Below are 17,082 nucleotides of genomic sequence, written 5' to 3' on the forward strand. Positions count from 1 at the left end.
ATTATATAAAGCCCCGGGGATCATGGGGCCCCCGGGGGGAGGGGGAAGGGGCTAGCGCCTCAGTTCCCGGAGGACGGCCTGGGTGAGGTCGGTGTCCTCGTCCGCATAGACCACAAGCCCCGACTGGGCGGCCACCTGGCGGCTCATGACCACGGCGAAGCCCTGGGCCTTGGCCACCTTGGCGATGGCCCCGTCCACCTCCTCCAGGATGGGCTTTAGCAGGGCGTTCTGCCGATCCTGCCACTTCTTCAAGGTGTCCTGGTAGCTCTTCATCAGGGCCTCGTGGTCCTGGCGTTCCCTGGCGCTGGCCTGGCCGGCGCGCACCTTCTGGTCCAGGGGCCTGAGCCTCTCCTCCAGAGGGGCGAGCTCCCGGCGGGCTTGGGCCTGGAGCTCCTGCACCCTCCTGTAGTCGGGGTGGGCCTGGACCAGGGCGTCCGCGTCCACGAAGCCTATGCGGGTGGCCACGTTCCGGTTCTGGGCCAGCATGGGGGTGAGGAGGGCCAGCAGGGCTAGGAAGAGGACCGCTAGGGGAAGCTGCTTCATGGGGCCAAGCTTACCGGCCCAGGGTTAGCCCAAGGTGAGAGGGAATCCCTTTGCCTTTTAGGGGAATACGGGTTAGGATGCCCGCGGGAGGTTTGGGATATGCGCAAAGCGGTTTGGATCCTTCTGCTGGTTGGCGTTCTAGGCTCCTTGGCTTCCGCCCAGAGGGCGCTTAGCTTCAGGCTTTCCCTGCCCGACCCCGGGCCCGGGCTGGGCCTGGGCCTCGAGGTTCCCCTGGAGCCCAACCTGGCCTTCCGGGGCTTCGCCGACCTCTTCCCCGGGGGCCCCAGCTTCCTCGTGGCGGGGGAGGTCCTCTTCAAGCCCGATCTGGGCCAGGTGGACCGGGCCCTTAGGGGTATCCGGCCCTACTTCGGCGGGGGGCTTGCTGGGCGCTTTAGCAACCGGGGGGACCTGGGCCTCCACCTTTCCCTAGGGGTAGAGGTGCTCCTGGAACCCAGGACGGGGGTCTTCCTAGATGGGGAGTACTTCTCCGGCTTCGGCGGGCAAAGGTTGAGCCGGGTAGTCCTAGGGGCCAACCTGCGCTAGGCCGGATACCCCCCTCGCCCCGCCCTTCGGGGCGGGGACGTTCTTCACCTGGAGCCGCGGTAGACTGGAAGTGGAGGGAAACCATGCTGGTCAGGGACTGGATGACCAAGGACCCCTTCACCGTAGCCCCAGATGCCCCCGTTTTGGAAGCCATAAACCTGTTGAAGAAGAAGGGGTTCCGCCGCCTCCCCGTGGTCAAGGATGGAAAACTGGTGGGCCTGGTCACCGACAAGGACCTCAAGGACGCCATGCCCTCCAAGGCCACTACCCTCTCCGTCTGGGAGATGAACTACCTCCTCTCCAAGCTCACGGTGGAGGAGGTCATGGCCAAGCCGGTGATCACCGTGGGGGTGGACGAGCCCTTGGAAAGGGCTGCCCTGATCATGGAGGAGAAGAAGATCGGCGGCCTTCCGGTGATGGAGGGGGATGGGCTCGTGGGGATCATTACCGTCACCGACGTGCTCCGGGCCTTCGTGGAGGTCTTGGGACTGAAGCTTGGAGGCCTGCGCATCGCCGTGGACATCCCCGACACGCCCGGGGCCCTGGCCCGGATGGCCCAAGCGGTTCCCCCGGCCAACATCGTCTCCATCGCCACTGCCGCCCGTCATGACGGGTACCAGCGCCTGGTTTTGCGGGTGGTGGGGGAGGACGCTGCGGGGGTCCCCGAGCGCCTCAGGGCCGCGGGGGAGCTTGTGGTGGATGTGCGCCCGGGCTAGACCCCGTTTCTGAAGGCGGGGTAAGAGCCCAGTACCTTCAAGAAGGCGGCCCGGCGGAGGAGGGCCAGGAGGGCCTGGGCGGGCCCCGGGTCCTCCACGTGGCCCTCGAGGTCCAGGTAGAAGAGGTAGCTGAAGGGCTTGTCCCGCCTGGGCCTGGACTCCAGCTTGGTGAGGTTCACCCCCGCCTCGGCGAAGACCTTGAGGGCCTCCAAGAGCCCCCCGGGCCGGTGGCGCACCGCGAAGACGACGCTGGTCTTGTGGGGGCCTTCCCCCTTTTTTGCCTCTTCCCGGCCGATGACGAAGAAGCGGGTGTAGTTGTGGGGGTAGTCCTCTAGGTTTTCCGCTAAGACCGCGAGGCCGTAGAGCTCCCCAGCCCGCCTGGAGGCGATGGCCCCCACCCCAGGCTCGGGCGTCTCCGCCAGGCTTCTGGCCGCCCCGGCGGTGTCGTAGACGGGGATGGGGATGAGGCGCATCCGGGCTAGGAAGCCGTCGCACTGGGCCAGGGCCTGGGGGTGGCTCTTCACCGCCTTCAGGTCTTTGAGCTCCGTACCCTTGGGGGCCAGGAGGCAGTGCTCCACCCGGTGGACGATCTCCCCTACCACGTGGAGGTCGCTTTCCAAGAGGAGGTCGTAGGTCTGGTTGATGCTCCCCGCGGTGGTGTTCTCCACGGGCACCACCCCGAGCTCCGCCTCTCCTCCCTCCACCGCCTCAAAGACCTGGTGAAAGGTGGGGAAGCCCAGGGGGGTGGCTCCAGGAAAGCTCTTGAGGAGAGCCTCCTCGCTGTAAGCCCCTTCGGTGCCCTGGAAGGCGATCCTCATGATCCCTATGGTACACGGCCCTTTCCTGCCCTTGGCCTCCTCCGTTAGCATGGGGTCGGTGGCGAGGCTTTTGGTGGTGGACGATGACCCCGGCATCCGCCACCTCCTCGAGGTGGTCCTCAGCGGCTCGGGCCACGAGGTGGTGCTGGCGGAGGGCGCCAAAGCGGCCCTGGAATACCTCAGGAAGGAGACCCCCGACCTCATCGTCTTGGATGTCACGATGCCCGAAATGGATGGCCTCACCCTCCTGGGCCGCATCCGGGCGGTGCGGCGGCTTGCCAAGGTGCCGGTGATCCTCTTCACGGGCGGGGGGCGCGAGCTCGGGGAGATGGGGAAGGCCTTGGGGGCCGACCTTTTCCTGGAAAAGCCCGTCACCGGGCGTAGGTTGAAGCAAGCGGTGGAGGGCCTTCTGGCCCGGGAGGGCTACCTCCTGCCCGGGGGGGAGCGGGTGGCCTCCCTAGAGGAGGTGCGGGCCCGCCTGGCCCAGGCCCTGCCCGAGGAGGGGCGCTTCAAGGCCCTTTGGCGGAGGACGCCAAGCCGAAAGGCCCTCCTGCAGAACCTCATGGCCAAGGGTTGGACCGAAGCCCTCCTGAGGCGGATCCTCCCGGGGGAATACGACCTCTACGACCTCCTGGGCCACCTGGCCTATGGCTGGCCTCTCCTATCCATCGGGGAGCGGGCCTCCCGGGTCCAGGACCCCCGCTTCGCCGAGGCCCTCCAGGAGTACCTGAGAGCCAAAGGGCTTCCCCTGGAGGGGGGCGGTCTGGTGGAAGAGCTGGCCTCCCTCCTGTACCCTTGAGGGGTGCTGGAGCTCGTGGAGATCAAGGAATCGGAGGCCTGGAACCGCCTGGTGGCGGGCTTTCCCATCGCCAGCCCCCTCCAGTCCTGGGGCTGGGGGGAGGTGAAGCGCCTCACCGGCTGGGAGCCCAGGCGCCTTTTGGTCCTGGAGGGAGGAAGCCCCCTCGGGGCTGCCCAGGTCCTCCTGAGGCCCCTTCCCGGAGGGCTTTGCCTGGCCTACGCCCCTAGGGGGCCCGCCCTAGGGCGCCTCGAGGACCTTCCCCGGGTGGCCCGGGCCCTGGCCAAGGGGGTGCGGGGCACCCACCTGGTCCTGGAGCCGGAGGCGGGGCTTCCCGTTGGGGAGGCTCCCCCCACCTTCGCTGGCCTCTTCCAAGAAGAGCCCATCCAGCCTGGCCATTCCCTCTGGCTGGACCTCACCCAAGGGGAGGAGGCCCTCCTAAGGGGCATGAAGGAGATGCACCGCAGGAACGCCCGCCTGGCCCTGAGGCGCGTGGAGCTTGCCATAGAGGGGGAGGAGGCCTTCCCCGAGTTTTTCCGCCTCTTTGCGGAGACCAACCGCCGGGCTAGGCTGCTCCAACACGCAGAGGGGTATTACCGGGCCGTCCTCAAGGAGATGAACCAGCCCCTGGGCGAGGCCTTCTTGGCCCTGGCCCGAAAGGATGGGGAGGCCCTGGCGGCGGGGCTCATCGTGGGCTTCGCCGGCAAGGTGGCCTACCTCTATGGGGGCAGCGCCCGCAAGCACCCCGAGGCCAAGGCCCCCATGGGGATGCACCTGGCGGCTATCCGCCACGGGATGGCCCGGGGCTACCGGGTCTACGACCTCTGGGGGGTGCCCAGGACCCCAGAGGGGAGCCACGCCGAGGGCCTCTTCCGCTTCAAGGAGGGGTTTGGGGGGAAGAGGGTGCAGTTTCCGGCCTACGCCCTGCCCCTCTCCCCCTTTTACCGTCCCCTAAGGGCCCTTTTGCGCCTGCGCAGGACCTGGGTCAACCTCCGGGTGCGGAGGGATCCTCGGGACGTCTTGGGCTAGGCGTCATGTTTCTCAAAGGGTTTGGGCTATGGTGGAAGGCGTGGGGCGGTACCTTCCCCTCCTCCTTCTGGGCGGGCTCGCCCTTGCCCTGCTCCCGGTCTGGCTTCGTCCCCCCGGGGCCCCGGAGGCGGGCCCCGGGGTGCGCCTCATGGGGGTGGAGTTCACCCTCTTCCCCGAGGAGGAAGGGGTGGAGTGGCGCTTTAGGGCGGAGGAGATGGTGGAGGAGGGCGGGGTGTTCCGCATCCGGGGTGGGATTTCCGGGGCCCGGTACGTGGAGGGCCGCTTGGACCTCCGCCTCCTCGCCCCCGAGGTGGTGGTGGAGGCGGGGGACAACCTCCGCGCCCCCTACGCCCGGGTGGAGATCCTGAGGGGGTGTTACCGCCTGGAGCTCTCCGCTCCCGGAAGGGGGGAGGTCCTCATCCGGCAGAAGGAGGGCTTTCTGGCCCCTTGGTTGCGCCTCGAGGCCCCCAACCTTCGGGGGGAGGCCCTGGACTTCCGCTCGGACTTCGCCCTGGAGCGGATGGAGGCGGATAGCCCCCGGTTTGAGTTTCCCGCCGGGGGGAGCTTTGGCCCTTGCACCGTGGAAGGGGGTAGCGCGTGACGCGACTAGCTGTGTTGCTGCTTTTCGGCGTGGCCTTGGCGGCTTCGGGCGTGCGGGTCATCCAGGTGGAAGGCGGTAGGCTCTCCGGGGATCTGCGCTTCGGCCCCTGGACCTTTGAGGGGGGGGTGAGGGGCCGGGTCAAGGACCTGGAGATCCAGGCCCCCAGGGCCACCCTGACCGCCCCCAGGGGCAAGACCATGCAGGGGGCGGAGGGGGAGAGGGAGGCCCGCTTTGAGGGGGGCGTGGTGGTGAGGAGGGCCAGGGTGGAGGCCCGGGGCCCGGTCCTGGTCTACCGGGAGAGCACCGGGGAGGGGGAGCTTCTGGGCCCGGCCAGGATGCGCCAGGCCCCCCGGCCCGGGGAGGACCCCGTGGAGGTGGAGGCGGGGCGCATGACCTTCCAGGTGGACACGGACACCTCCACCAGCGAGAACGCCTTCCTCAGGAGCGGCAACCAGGAGGGCCGGGCGGGTTTCGTCTACTACGAGGAGGAGAGGGGCCTGGCGGTCTTCACCGACCCCAGGGAGGTGGTCCTCATCCGCAAGCGCAGGGAGGGGGATCTGGTGATCCGGGCCCGGGAGGTGCGGAGCCTCACGGGGTCCAGAAGGCTCATCGCCACCGGAGGGGTACGCCTCCAGGACGGGGACCTCTTGACCACAGGGGAGAGCCTTTACTACGACGACACCACGGGGGAGGCCATCGTGCTGGGGAGGCCCGCGGTCAGCGAGAACAGGAAGGAGGGCTTCCGCCTTTCCGGCTCCACCCTCCTCCACAACGTGAACCGCCAGCAGGTCCGGGTTTACGGCCGCCCCTTCCGCCTCCCGGTGGAGGAGTTCCGCAAGCTCGGCGAGAGGTGAGCCCCCGTGCCCTCCTCCCGCGCCCTTCTCCTGGTCCCCCTCCTGGGGCTCGGCCTGGTCCTGGCGGAGGTGCAGGAGGAGGTCTTCCGCCCCCAGGTGGAGCTCCTCCGCAAGGACAAGAGGGTGGTGGCCTGGGTGAGCGGGGAGGAGGGGAGCCTCTTCTACGCCGACTACGGCGACCTCCACGTGGGGGAGCTAAGGGAGCTTTCCCGGGAGCGGGCGCGGGTTGGGGATAGGGAGTTTTTCCTGGATGGGGGGAGCGCGGTGGAGGAGGGGCTTGAGGCCGGGGAGCGGGTGGAGGTCGCCTTCAACCCCAACCTGCAAAGGGAAGGCCTCCCCTACTTGATGCGCCTGAGGCGGGCGGGGGAGGGGAAGGCGGAGCGCTACCTGCGCCTCGTCCTCTACGACCCCAAGGGGGTGGAGGTGCGCCTGGGGGAGGAGGTGGAGGCCCGGGGGCCTTTGGGCGTGGTGGAGCGGGGAGGAGGGGAGGCCCTCTTCCTCTCCGGGGGCGGGGCCCGCTTTCTGGAGGAGGAAGGGTACCTTCTCCTGGATCCCAGGCCGGGGGAGGTGTGGCTGGCCCAGGGAGCGGTGCGGGTCAAGGGCAGCCGCCTCCGCTACCGCAACGAGACCGGGGAGGCCCTCGTGGAAGGTCCCCTCGAGGTCCAGAGGGAGGGGGAGAGGCCTCTAAGAGGCAGGGCGGGAGGCCTGCGTTACCTCCTGGATGAGGACCGGCTGTGGCTCCTGGGCGGGGTGGAGTTCGTCCAGGGGGGGCGCACCACCAAGGCGGAAAGGGCCCTCCTCCAGGAGAAGGAGGGGTACGCCTACCTCTATGGTGGGGTGGAGAGCCGGGACGAGAGGGGCTTTGTGCGGGGGGAGCGGGTGCGCTACGCCCTGAGGACGGGGGAGGTGGTGGTCCTCCTCCAGGTCCAGGGGGAGTTCCGCGAATGAGCGCCTAGCTGGACCGGGGCCTTGGGCCAGGATGGGGTGGCATCAGGCGGGGACTCCCGCCATCAGAAGGCCCAGGCGTTCCTCATCAACCCCCGTGGTCTCCTCGGGGGTGAGCTCCCCCACGATCCGGCCCCCGTGCATGACCAGGATGCGGTCGGAAAGGGCGAGGATCTCCGAGAGGTCGGCGGAGACCAGAAGCACCGCCAGGCCCTGGTCCCGGGCTGCTAAAAGCTCCTTGTGGATGAACTCAATGGCCCCCACGTCCACGCCCCGGGTGGGCTGGGCGGCGATCAGGAGCCTGGGGCCCCGGAGGAGTTCCCGCCCCACCACGATCTTCTGCTGGTTGCCCCCGGAGAGGCGGCGGGCGGAAGGCTCCGTGGCGCGGGGGCGGACGTCAAAGCGCTCCACCAAGGCCCTGGCGTGGGCCTCCATGGCTCCTTGGTCCAGGAAACCCAGGAAACCGCGGAAGGGGGGGCGGTACTGGTCCCCCAGGATGGCGTTTTCCTTGACGGAGAAGTCCAGGACCAGGCCCCGGGCCAGCCGGTCCTCGGGCACGTGGCTCACTCGAAGTTCCCTCACACCCCGGGCCGAGGAGGGAAGGGGTTTGCCCAGGTAGCGGGCCACCCCCCGGTGGCGGCGAAGGCCGGTGAGGGCCTCCACTAGCTCCGTCTGGCCGTTCCCCTCCACCCCGGCGATGCCCACGATCTCCCCCGCCCGCACGCTAAAGCTCACCCCCTTGAGGCGGGGCGGGGCCTCGAGGCCCTCCACCTCCAAGACCACCTCCCCCGGCCTGGCGGGGCCCTTCTCCACCCTGAGGACCACCTCCCGGCCCACCATCATCCGGGCCAAGGCCTCCACGGAGGTCTCCTGGGTCCTTACCGTGCCCACCACCCTCCCGTCCCGGATCACCGTGATGCGGTCCGAGACCTCCAGGACCTCCTTCAGCTTGTGGCTGATGAAGATGGCGGCGTTCCCCTTGGCCACATAGCCGCGGAGGAAGCGGAAGAGCTCCTCCGCCTCCTTGGGGGTGAGGACGGCGGTGGGTTCGTCCAGAATGAGGATCTTGGCCTTTCGGTAGAGGGCCTTCAGGATCTCCACCCGTTGCTGGAGCCCCACGGGGAGGTTTTCCACCCGCTCGTCCAGGGGGACCTGGAAGCCCAGCTCCTCCATGAGCCTCAAGGCCCGCTCCCGGGCCACCTCCAGGTTCAGGAAGAGGGGGCTTCCGGGCTCGAGGCCCAGCACCAGGTTTTCCAAAACGGTGAAGGGCTCCACCAGCATGAAGTGCTGGTGCACCATGCCGATCCCGGCCCGAATGGCGTCCAGTGGGCTTCTGGGCCTGTAGGGCTTCCCGTCTACCCACATCTCCCCCCGATCGGGGGGCTGGAGGCCGTAGACAATCTTCATCAGGGTGGACTTGCCCGCCCCGTTCTCCCCAACCAGGGCCAACACCTCCCCCCACTCCAGCTCCAGACTTATGCGGTCGTTGGCCAGGACCAGGGGGAAGCGCTTCGTGATCTCCTTCAGGACCAAGGCCTTGCCCACGGCCGGAGTATAAGGCAAAACCCCGGGGGCCGAGGCCCCCAGGGAGATGGCCGGCCTAGCGCCTGTCCGGCACCCGGATTTGGCCGCGGATGATCTGCTGCCTGAGGGCCTCCACCCGGTTGACCAGGCTCGCGGGGATCAGGGCCCGGTTGTACTCGTCCAGGGCGTACCCTACGCCGTCGTTGTTCAGGCCGAACTCCTGGACCCCGCCCCTGAAGGTCCCCTGCACCACGCTCCGGATGACCTCGTAGGTGGCCACGTCCACCCTCTTGACCATGGAGGTGAGGCCGTGGTTCAGGGTGGCGGGGTTGTTGTCCGTGTCCCCTAGGTAGTTCTGGTTGGCGTCCACGCCGATGAAGAAGAGGGGGGTAACCCGGCTGCCGTCGGTGCCGCAGGTCCGGGTGTACTCGGGGTACTTGGGCACCTGGGCGTAGGGGTCAGCCCGGCGCACGAAACGGACGTTGCCCCCCTCCCTGAGGCACCGGGTCTGCTTTACGTAGTCGATGAGGCCCACGCCCGAGCCGCCGGCGGCGGCGTAGATGATGTCCGCCCCTTGGCGCACCTGGGCGGCGGCGATCTCCCTGGCCCTGGCGGGGTCGTTCCAGGCAGCGGGGGTGTTGCCCACGTAGCCCACCAGCACCCGGCCCTGGATGTTGTCCTCTCGGAAGGCCAGCTGGGCCCCGGCCCGGAAGCCTGCCTCAAACTTGTGGATGAGGGGGATGTCCATCCCCCCGATGAAGCCCACCACCCCGGTGCGGGTCATCTTCCCGGCGATGTAGCCCACCAGGAAGCTGCCCTCCTGCTCGCGGAACATGAGGCCCAAGGCGTTGGGAAGCCGCCCCTCGCCGGGAACGGCGTCGATCACCGCGAAGTTCACCCTGGGGAACTCCCTGGCGGTGGCGGTGATGGGGGGCTCGTTGGCGAAGCCCACCCCGATCACCAGGTTAAAACCCTCCTGGGCGAAGGTGCGGATCCCCTGCCCCACCTGGGAGGGGTCGGCGGGCTCAAAGTCAAAGACGCGCACCCGGAGCTCCCTGGCCGCCCTCTGGGCCCCTTCCCAGGCGGACTGGTTGAAGGAGCGGTCAAACTTGCCGCCCGCATCAAAGGCGATCCCCACCCGGACCTGGGCCAGGCTGAAGCCTAGGGCTATCGCTGCGACAAGCAACAAGGCTCGTTTCATCTCAACCTCCCGCGGCTCTTCGCCGGGGGCCATTATACCCATCCGGGTAAACTTAGGGCATGACCCTCGAGGAGGCCCGCAGGCGGGTGAACGAGCTCAGGGACCTCATCCGCCACCACAACTACCTCTACTATGTCCTGGACGCCCCGGAGATCTCCGACGCCGAGTACGACCGGCTCCTTGGGGAGCTCAAGGATCTGGAGGAGCGCTTTCCCGAGCTCAAAAGCCCCGACTCCCCCACGGAGCAGGTGGGGGCGAGGCCCCTGGAGGCCACCTTCCGGCCCATCCGCCACCCAAGCCGCATGTACTCCCTGGACAACGCCTTCACCCTGGACGAGGTCAGGGCCTTTGAGGAGCGGATAGAGCGGGCCCTGGGGCGGAGGGGCCCATTCGCCTATACGGTGGAGTCCAAGGTGGACGGGCTTTCCGTGAACCTCTACTACGAGGGGGGCATCCTGGTATGGGGGGCCACCCGGGGGGACGGGGAGACGGGGGAGGAGGTGACCCAGAACCTCCTCACCATCCCCACCCTCCCCCGCCGCCTAGAGGGGGTCCCGGACCGCCTCGAGGTCCGGGGCGAGGTCTACATGCCCATAGCGGCCTTCCTGAGGCTCAACGAGGAGCTGGAGGAAAGGGGGGAGCGGATCTTCAAAAACCCCCGGAACGCTGCCGCCGGGTCCTTGAGGCAAAAAGACCCCAGGATCACCGCCAAAAGGGGCCTTAGGGCCACGTTCTACACCCTGGGGCTTGGGCTGGAGGAGTCGGGCCTCAGGACCCAGCACGACCTCCTCCTCTGGCTCCAGGAGAAGGGCTTCCCCGTGGAGCACGGCTTCGCCCGGGCCGTGGGGGCGGAAGGGGTGGAGGAGGTCTACCGGGCCTGGCTGGAGGAGAGGCCCAACCTCCCCTTTGAGGCGGACGGGGTGGTGGTCAAGCTGGACGAACTCGCCCTCTGGCGGGAGCTGGGCTACACCGCCAGGGCCCCCCGCTTCGCCCTCGCCTACAAGTTCCCCGCCGAGGAGAAGGAGACCCGGCTTTTAGAGGTGGCCTTCCAGGTGGGGCGGACCGGGCGCATCACCCCGGTGGGCCTCCTGGAGCCCGTCTTCCTAGGGGGAAGCGAGGTGGGCCGGGTCACCCTCCACAACGAGGGCTACATGGAGGAGCTGGACATCCGCATTGGGGACTGGGTTCTCGTGCACAAGGCGGGCGGGGTCATCCCCGAGGTGCTCCGGGTCCTCAAGGAGAGGCGGACAGGGGAGGAGAGGCCCATCCTCTGGCCCGAGGCCTGCCCCGAGTGCGGCCACCGCCTCCTCAGGGAGGGCAAGGTCCACCGCTGCCCCAACCCCTTGTGCCCCGCCAAGCGCTTTGAGGCCCTCCGCCACTATGCCTCCCGCAAGGCCATGGACATCGGGGGCTTGGGGGAGAAGCTCATAGAGAAGCTTCTGGAAAAGGGTCTTGTCAGGGATGTGGCGGACCTCTACCGCCTCGGGAAGGAGGACCTGGTGGGCCTGGAGAGGATGGGGGAGAAGAGCGCCCAGAACCTCCTCCGCCAGATTGAGGAGAGCAAGGGGCGGGGCTTGGAGCGCCTCCTCTACGCCCTGGGCCTTCCCGGGGTGGGGGAGGTCCTGGCCCGGAACCTGGCCCTCCGCTTCGGGCAAATGGACCACCTCCAGGAGGCTAGCCTGGAGGAGCTTTTGGAGGTGGAGGAGGTGGGGGAGCTCACCGCGAGGGCCATCCTGGAGACCCTAAAGGACCCCGCCTTCCGCGACCTGGTGCGCCGCCTGAGGGAGGCCGGGGTGGAGATGGCGGCCAAGGAGCGGGAAGGGGAGGCCCTGAAGGGGCTCAGCTTCGTCATCACCGGGGAGCTTTCCCGGCCAAGGGAGGAGGTGAAGGCTCTCCTCCGGCGGCTTGGGGCCAAGGTGACCGACGCCGTGAGCCGCAAGACCAGCTTCCTGGTGGTGGGGGAAAGCCCGGGGAGCAAGCTGGAGAAGGCCCGCGCCTTGGGGGTCCCTACCCTCACCGAGGAGGCGCTTTTCCGCCTGGTGGAGGAAAAGACGGGAAAGAAGCTGACGGACGTCCTCCCCGCCTAGGGACCGAAGACCTTTTCCAAGGCTTCCTGAATGCGGGACTCGGAAAGGCCAAGCTCCTTTAAGGCCTTCTCGTAGACCTCGGGGGTCAGGAGGCCCCTCAGGGCCCCTAGCTCGGTGCGGGAGAGGTTCGCCCCGTGGAGGGCGTGTTCCTCAAAACTCCCCCAGGCCAAGGGCACGCGGGCCTTGACGATCTCGGCGATGGCCTTGGCGTACTGCCTTATCTCCCACTGGGCCTCGGGGGCGAGGCGGAGCTTGAGGAAACCGAAGAGGTTGTGGAGATCCTGCTTCCAGTAGAACTCCGTGTAAAGGTTCAGGGGGAGGACCATCCGAGCCATCTCCCGGGCCACTCCCTTGGCGAGGAGGGCCCGGTAGGCTTGGTAGGCGTTGGCCTCCACCTCCTTTAGGAGAAGGGAAGCCTCTTCGTCTGCCAACAAACCCTCCGAGCCCTGCTTGTTCCTCTTGGCCTGCCTCCGCCACGCCGGGGGCTCGTAGAACTCCTCCTTGAGCACCGAGTAGCGGCCGGAGATCTCGTTGACGCTCGCCGTGCGGTGGCGGAACCACTGGCGCACCACGAAGAGGGGGGCTTTGACGTGGAACTTGAACTCCACCATCTCAAAGGGGCTGGTGTGGCGGTGGCGCATGAGGTAGTCGATGAGGGCCTTGTCCTCTCGCACCGTCTTGGTGCCCTCGCCGTAGGAGACCCGGGCCGCCTGGACGATAGCGGCATCGTCCCCCATGGCCTCCACCAGACGCACGAAGCCCTTGTCCAGGACGGGAATGCGCTCCATGCCCCTAAGTCTACTTGTTTCCCTGCCCTTTCCCCGCTACCCTTAGGGCATGCGGGCCAGGACCCCCTTCGCCTTCACGTGGCCCCAAGGGCGCTACCGAGCCTAGGCTTGGCCTTTGGGCCTATTGGGCTTAGAATGGTCGGGCTTTGGGATGCCAGGTGGCTTTTTGGAGAGGAGCATGCTTACCCTGCCGGATTTTCCCCTGCCGGATGCCCGGGGCCGCTTCGGTCCCTACGGGGGGCGGTACGTGCCGGAGACCCTGATCCCGGCCCTCGAGGAGGTGGAGGCCGCCTACCGGGAGGCCAAGCGGGACCCCGCCTTTTTGGCCGAGCTGGACTACTACCTGAAGGAGTTCGCCGGGCGCCCCACCCCCCTCTTCCACGCCAAGAGGCTTTCCGAGTACTGGGGCGGGGCCCAGGTCTACCTGAAGCGGGAGGACCTCCTCCACACCGGGGCCCACAAGATCAACAACACCCTGGGCCAGGCCCTCCTGGCCCGGCGCATGGGCAAGAGGCGGGTCATCGCCGAGACGGGGGCGGGGCAGCACGGGGTCAGCGTGGCCACGGTGGCCGCCCTCTTCGGCCTGGAGTGCGTGGTCTACATGGGGGAGGAGGACGTCAGGCGCCAGGCCCTGAACGTCTTCCGCATGAAGCTCCTGGGGGCCGAGGTGCGCCCGGTGGCCGCGGGGAGCCGCACCCTAAAAGACGCCACCAACGAGGCCATCCGGGACTGGATCACGAACGTGCGCACCACCTTCTACATCCTGGGCTCGGTGGTGGGCCCCCACCCCTACCCCATGATGGTACGGGACTTCCAGAGCGTGATCGGGGAGGAGGTGAAGCGGCAGAGCCTGGAGCGCTTCGGCCGCTACCCCGACGCCCTCATCGCCGCCGTGGGCGGAGGTTCCAACGCCATCGGCCTCTTCGCCCCCTTCGCCTATTTGGAAGGGGAGCGTCCCCGGCTCATCGGGGTGGAGGCGGCGGGGGAGGGGCTCAGTAGCGGGCGGCACGCCGCCAGCATCGGGGCGGGGAAGCGGGGGGTGCTGCACGGGAGCTACATGTACCTCCTCTACGACCACGATGGCCAGATCACCCCGGCCCATTCCGTTTCCGCGGGGCTGGACTACCCCGGGGTGGGGCCGGAGCATAGCTACTACGCCGATTCTGGCCTGGCGGAGTACGCGGGCGTCACCGACGAGGAGGCTTTAGAGGGCTTCAAGCTCCTCTCCCGCCTGGAGGGCATCCTCCCCGCCTTGGAGTCGGCCCACGCCATCGCCTACGCCGCCAAGGTGGTGCCGGAGATGGGGAAGGAAGAGATCGTGGTCCTCAACCTCTCGGGCCGTGGGGACAAGGACGTGACCGAGGCCATGCGCCTCCTAGGGGGGGAGGTATGACCACGGGGGAGGCCTTCGCCAGGGCCCAGGCCCAGGGCCGGGCCGCCCTCATCCCCTACCTCACCGCGGGCTTCCCCAGCCGGGAGGGCTTCTTGGAGGCGGTGGAGGAGGTCCTGCCCTTTGCCGACCTCCTGGAGATCGGCCTGCCCTACTCCGACCCCCTAGGGGACGGCCCCGTGATCCAGCGGGCGAGCGAGGTGGCCCTGAAGAAGGGGATGAGCGTTCAGGGGGTATTGGAGCTCATCAAGGAGGTGCGCTCCCTGACGGACAAGCCCCTCTTCCTCATGACCTACCTGAACCCCGTCCTGGCCTGGGGGCCGGAGCGTTTCCTTAGCCTCTTCAAGGGGGCCGGGGCCACGGGCCTCATCCTTCCCGACCTCCCCCCGGACGAGGACCCCCATCTGGTGCGCCTGGCCCAGGAGATCGGCCTGGAGACCGTCTTCCTCCTGGCCCCCACCTCCACAGAGGGGCGCATCCGGACCGTGACCCGGTACGCCACGGGCTTCGTCTACGCCGTCTCCGTGACCGGGGTCACGGGGATGCGGGAAAGGCTTCCCGAGGAGGTGCGGGACCTGGTGGCCCGGATCCGGGCAGCCACCCCCTTCCCCGTGGCCCTGGGCTTCGGGGTCTCGGGGCGGGCCACCGCCGAGCAGGCGGCGCTAGCGGACGGGGTGGTGGTGGGAAGCGCCCTCATCCAGGCCCTCGAGGCGGGCCGCCCCCTTAGGCCCCTCTTGGAGGAGATCCGGGAAGGGCTCAGGCGGCCCGTCCCCTCCTGAGTATCCCCTCCTGGCGGGGCGCGGGGCCACCCTCTAGGCTCAATCCAAGCCTCCCGCCACGGCGCAAGCCTTGGAGGTCCAAGAAGGGCCCATCCACCACCTGGGCCGGCGTCGGTATGGGGCGAAGCTCAAGGCGCGGACGCCAGGGGTATGGCCCAGGTGGGGGGTCCTCAGGCCATGGGGAGCTCCAGGGGCGCCTCCAGGATGGCCTTGGGGTCCGGGTAGCGGAGGATGCGGTAAAGCGGGTCCCTTTCCGCGGGCCGGAACCCCGCATCCACGATGTGGCGCACGATCTCCCGCACCGTGGCGTGGGTGCGCCCGTGGCCCCCCGCCGCCGAGACCACGTTCTCCTCCAGCATGGTGCTTCCGAAGTCGTCTGCCCCGTAGTAAAGGGCGGCCTGGGCCACCTTGAAGCCCAGGGTGGGCCAGGAGGCCTGGAAGTGGGCGAAGTTGTCCAGGGCGAGGCGGGCCACGCTCAGGGTCTTCAGGTACTCGTGGGCCGTGGCCCCCGGGGCCTTCCCCTTGAGGCGGGTGTGCTCCACCTGAAGCGTCCAAAGGGCGAAGGCGGAAAAGCCGTTGCCGTAGCGCTCCAGGGCCCGGTCCTGCTGGGCCCTCAGGCCCAGGAGGTGGGCGGTGCGCTCCTCCTTCCCCTCCCCGAAGCCGATGACCATGCTGGCCAGGGTGTAGAGGCCCAGGGCCTGGGCGGCGTCCACGATCCGGTACCAGTCCTGGGTCTTGATGCGGGCAGGGGCTGCCTTGAGCCGCACCTCGTCCACCAGGATCTCCGCCCCCGCCCCCGGCATCCCGTCCAGGCCCGCCTCCTTGAGCCGCTCCAGCAGGGCCTCGGCCCTGAGCCCGGTGAGCCTCTCCAAGCCCAGGATCTCCTCGGGGCTGAAGGCGTCTATGCGCAGGTCGGGGAAGCGCCCCTTTAGGTACCGGAGGAGGTCCAGGTACCACTCCAGGGGAAGCTCGGGGTTCACCCCGCCCTGGAGGAGGATCCGCCTTCCCCCCACCCCGTAGAGCTCCACCACCTTCTCCGCAATCTCCTCAAAGCTTAGGGTGTAGGCATCCTTCTGCCTCTTGGTGCGGTAGAAGGCGCAGAAGGCGCAGGCCACGGTGCAAATATTGGTGTAGTTGATGTTGCGGTCTATGAGGAAGGTGACCACCTGGGGGTCGGCCTTCCTGAGGCGCACCTCGTGGGCGGCGGCGGCGAGCTCGGGGAGGGGGAGGTCAAAGAGCCTTAGGACCTCCCCAGCCGAAAGCCTCTCCCCGGCCACGGCCTTCTCCAGGACGTCCATGCCTTGCATGGTATCAGAGGAACAAGGCCCCTAGTGTGGCCCCCAGAAGGCCCAAGGACCAGGAGGGGAACCCCAGCCGCAGAAGGCCGTAGAGGAGGAGGGCGAGGGCAAAGTCCATCCGGCCCCGAACGGCCTCCAGGAAGAGGGGATCGTAGAGGGCGGCGAGGAGGAGGCCCACCACCCCGGCGTTGACCCCCATGAGGGCCCGCCCCAGAAGGAGGCTTCGCCCCAGGCGGGTCCAAAAGGGGAGGGCGGCCAGGAGGAGGAGGGTCCCCGGCAGGGAAAGGGCGAGGAGGGCCAGGGGGGCGGCGAGGAGGGTGGGGAGGGGTAGCTCCGCCCTGGCCCCCAGGAAGGCGGCGAAGCTAAAGAGGGGGCCCGGAACCGCCTGGGCCGCCCCATAGCCCACCAGGAAGGAACCGGCGTCCAGGAAGCCCGGGACCAGGCGGCCTTCCAGAAGGGGCAGGACCACGTGCCCCCCGCCGAAGACCAGGGCCCCTGCGACGTACAGGCCGTGGAGGAAGCCCCAGACGGGCCCTGAGGGGGCGAGGTGGTGCAAGAGGAGGAGGAGGCCCAAGAAGGCGAGGAGGGCCAGGGCCCCGGCCCTGGGGGAGAGGGCCTGGGAGGGTGACTGGGGTGGGGGGGATGCCCTCAGGAGGAGGCCCAAGAGGCCGGCCAGGAGGAGGGCGGCAAGCTGCCCCGCAGGCCAGAGGACGAGGAGGAGGGCGCTTAGGAGGGCCAGGGCAAGGCGGGGCCGGTCGGGGGCTAGGCTCGCCGCCATCTGGGCCACCGCCTGGGCCACCACCGCCAGGGCCAGGAGCCGAAGCCCCTGGGGGAGCCCCGCAGGTAGGTCCAAGGCCTCCAGGCCCACCCCCACCAGGAAGAGGAGGAGGGCCGAGGGCAGGGTGAAGCCCAGCCAGGCGAGCACCAGGCCTAGGGGGCCGGCGCGGAGGAGGCCCAAGGCCATCCCCACCTGGGAGCTGGTGGGGCCGGGCAGGGCCTGGCAGAGGGCCACGAGCTGGGCGTACGCCTCCTCCGAGAGCTAGCCCCGGCGCCGGACCAGGGCCTGGTGGAAGTAGCCAAGGTGGGCCAGGGGCCCGCCGAAGGAGGTGAGGCCCAGCCCCAAGAAGACCCGAAAGACCTCCAAGGCCCGCACGGGGCCAGTATAAAATC

The 17,082-nt window shown here is 68.7% G+C and carries 17 protein-coding genes and 1 pseudogene; 10 read left to right on the forward strand and 8 right to left on the reverse strand.

Features of this window, described 5'->3' with window-relative positions; translation table 11 throughout:
- Nucleotides 1-51: 51 nt before the first annotated feature.
- On the reverse strand, nucleotides 52-543 hold the full coding sequence (locus ATI37_RS10515; RefSeq protein ID WP_117238302.1) for an OmpH family outer membrane protein: 492 nt from the start codon (nucleotides 541-543) through the stop codon (nucleotides 52-54).
- Nucleotides 544-642: 99 nt separating this feature from the next.
- On the opposite strand from ATI37_RS10515, the gene ATI37_RS10520 reads away from it, so the two are divergent.
- Together ATI37_RS10520 and ATI37_RS10525 are read left to right on the forward strand one after the other, a co-directional pair.
- The gene (locus ATI37_RS10520; RefSeq protein ID WP_117238303.1) at nucleotides 643-1,086 is read left to right on the forward strand and encodes a hypothetical protein; all 444 of its coding nucleotides are present in this window, start codon (nucleotides 643-645) and stop codon (nucleotides 1,084-1,086) included.
- An 83-nt stretch (nucleotides 1,087-1,169) separates the two neighbouring features.
- Nucleotides 1,170-1,802, forward strand: a complete 633-nt coding sequence (locus ATI37_RS10525) for a CBS and ACT domain-containing protein (protein WP_117238304.1) — start codon at nucleotides 1,170-1,172, stop codon at nucleotides 1,800-1,802.
- On the opposite strand, the gene pheA is transcribed toward ATI37_RS10525, so the two are convergent.
- A complete protein-coding gene (pheA, locus tag ATI37_RS10530) occupies nucleotides 1,799-2,620 on the reverse strand; it encodes a prephenate dehydratase (RefSeq protein WP_198665550.1) in 822 nt (273 codons plus the stop codon). The two genes, ATI37_RS10525 and pheA, sit on opposite strands and share 4 nt — an antisense overlap.
- A gap of 49 nt (nucleotides 2,621-2,669) precedes the next feature.
- On the opposite strand from pheA, the gene ATI37_RS10535 reads away from it, so the two are divergent.
- From ATI37_RS10535 to ATI37_RS10555, 5 genes are read left to right on the forward strand one after another with little or no spacing between them, the layout of a single operon-like run.
- A complete protein-coding gene (locus ATI37_RS10535; RefSeq protein WP_117238305.1) occupies nucleotides 2,670-3,419 on the forward strand; it encodes a response regulator in 750 nt (249 codons plus the stop codon).
- 3 nt (nucleotides 3,420-3,422) lie between these two features.
- Nucleotides 3,423-4,445 carry a lipid II:glycine glycyltransferase FemX gene (locus tag ATI37_RS10540; protein WP_117238306.1) on the forward strand — a complete coding sequence of 341 codons (1,023 nt, stop codon included), beginning with the start codon at nucleotides 3,423-3,425 and terminating at the stop codon, nucleotides 4,443-4,445.
- Between the two features lie 28 nt (nucleotides 4,446-4,473).
- Nucleotides 4,474-5,046, forward strand: a complete 573-nt coding sequence (locus ATI37_RS10545) for a hypothetical protein (protein ID WP_117238307.1) — start codon at nucleotides 4,474-4,476, stop codon at nucleotides 5,044-5,046.
- Nucleotides 5,043-5,900: an OstA family protein gene (locus ATI37_RS10550; protein WP_117238308.1), complete on the forward strand. Its 858-nt coding sequence runs from the start codon at nucleotides 5,043-5,045 to the stop codon at nucleotides 5,898-5,900. The genes ATI37_RS10545 and ATI37_RS10550 overlap by 4 nt, the downstream gene beginning before the upstream one ends.
- Nucleotides 5,901-5,906: 6 nt before the next feature.
- The gene (locus ATI37_RS10555) at nucleotides 5,907-6,848 is read left to right on the forward strand and encodes a hypothetical protein (protein ID WP_117238309.1); all 942 of its coding nucleotides are present in this window, start codon (nucleotides 5,907-5,909) and stop codon (nucleotides 6,846-6,848) included.
- 42 nt (nucleotides 6,849-6,890) lie between these two features.
- Here the strand turns inward: ATI37_RS10555 and ATI37_RS10560 are convergent, their stop codons facing one another.
- Both ATI37_RS10560 and ATI37_RS10565 read right to left on the reverse strand, forming a co-directional pair.
- Complete coding sequence (locus tag ATI37_RS10560) at nucleotides 6,891-8,390, reverse strand: ABC transporter ATP-binding protein (RefSeq protein WP_117238310.1); 1,500 nt, start codon at nucleotides 8,388-8,390, stop codon at nucleotides 6,891-6,893.
- 55 nt (nucleotides 8,391-8,445) lie between these two features.
- The gene (locus ATI37_RS10565) at nucleotides 8,446-9,570 is read right to left on the reverse strand and encodes a BMP family lipoprotein (protein ID WP_117238311.1); all 1,125 of its coding nucleotides are present in this window, start codon (nucleotides 9,568-9,570) and stop codon (nucleotides 8,446-8,448) included.
- A 59-nt stretch (nucleotides 9,571-9,629) separates the two neighbouring features.
- Between ATI37_RS10565 and ligA the strand changes: the two genes are divergently transcribed.
- Nucleotides 9,630-11,657: an NAD-dependent DNA ligase LigA gene (gene ligA, locus ATI37_RS10570; protein ID WP_117238312.1), complete on the forward strand. Its 2,028-nt coding sequence runs from the start codon at nucleotides 9,630-9,632 to the stop codon at nucleotides 11,655-11,657.
- On the opposite strand, the gene thyX is transcribed toward ligA, so the two are convergent.
- The gene (gene thyX, locus ATI37_RS10575) at nucleotides 11,654-12,445 is read right to left on the reverse strand and encodes an FAD-dependent thymidylate synthase (protein ID WP_117238313.1); all 792 of its coding nucleotides are present in this window, start codon (nucleotides 12,443-12,445) and stop codon (nucleotides 11,654-11,656) included. The two genes, ligA and thyX, sit on opposite strands and share 4 nt — an antisense overlap.
- A 178-nt stretch (nucleotides 12,446-12,623) precedes the next feature.
- Here thyX and trpB point away from each other — a divergent pair, with 178 nt between their 5' ends.
- Nucleotides 12,624-13,838, forward strand: coding sequence for a tryptophan synthase subunit beta (gene trpB, locus ATI37_RS10580; RefSeq protein WP_117238605.1), 1,215 nt, complete (start codon nucleotides 12,624-12,626; stop codon nucleotides 13,836-13,838).
- Nucleotides 13,835-14,614: a tryptophan synthase subunit alpha gene (gene trpA / locus ATI37_RS10585; protein WP_117238314.1), complete on the forward strand. Its 780-nt coding sequence runs from the start codon at nucleotides 13,835-13,837 to the stop codon at nucleotides 14,612-14,614. Before trpB ends, trpA begins: the two co-directional genes overlap by 4 nt.
- A 170-nt stretch (nucleotides 14,615-14,784) precedes the next feature.
- Here trpA and ATI37_RS10590 read toward each other — a convergent pair whose 3' ends face one another.
- From ATI37_RS10590 to ATI37_RS12610, 3 genes and pseudogenes are all read right to left on the reverse strand, one after another.
- Nucleotides 14,785-15,921 carry a CofH family radical SAM protein gene (locus ATI37_RS10590; protein ID WP_117238315.1) on the reverse strand — a complete coding sequence of 379 codons (1,137 nt, stop codon included), beginning with the start codon at nucleotides 15,919-15,921 and terminating at the stop codon, nucleotides 14,785-14,787.
- 4 nt (nucleotides 15,922-15,925) lie between these two features.
- Nucleotides 15,926-16,939 (reverse strand): annotated as a pseudogene (chrA, locus tag ATI37_RS10595) (chromate efflux transporter); the annotation flags it as partial.
- Nucleotides 16,940-16,951: 12 nt separating this feature from the next.
- Nucleotides 16,952-17,065, reverse strand: coding sequence for a chromate transporter (locus tag ATI37_RS12610; protein WP_332871160.1), 114 nt, complete (start codon nucleotides 17,063-17,065; stop codon nucleotides 16,952-16,954).
- Nucleotides 17,066-17,082 lie beyond the last annotated feature (17 nt).

Source organism: Thermus sediminis, from assembly GCF_003426945.1.
Classification (GTDB): domain Bacteria; phylum Deinococcota; class Deinococci; order Deinococcales; family Thermaceae; genus Thermus; species Thermus sediminis.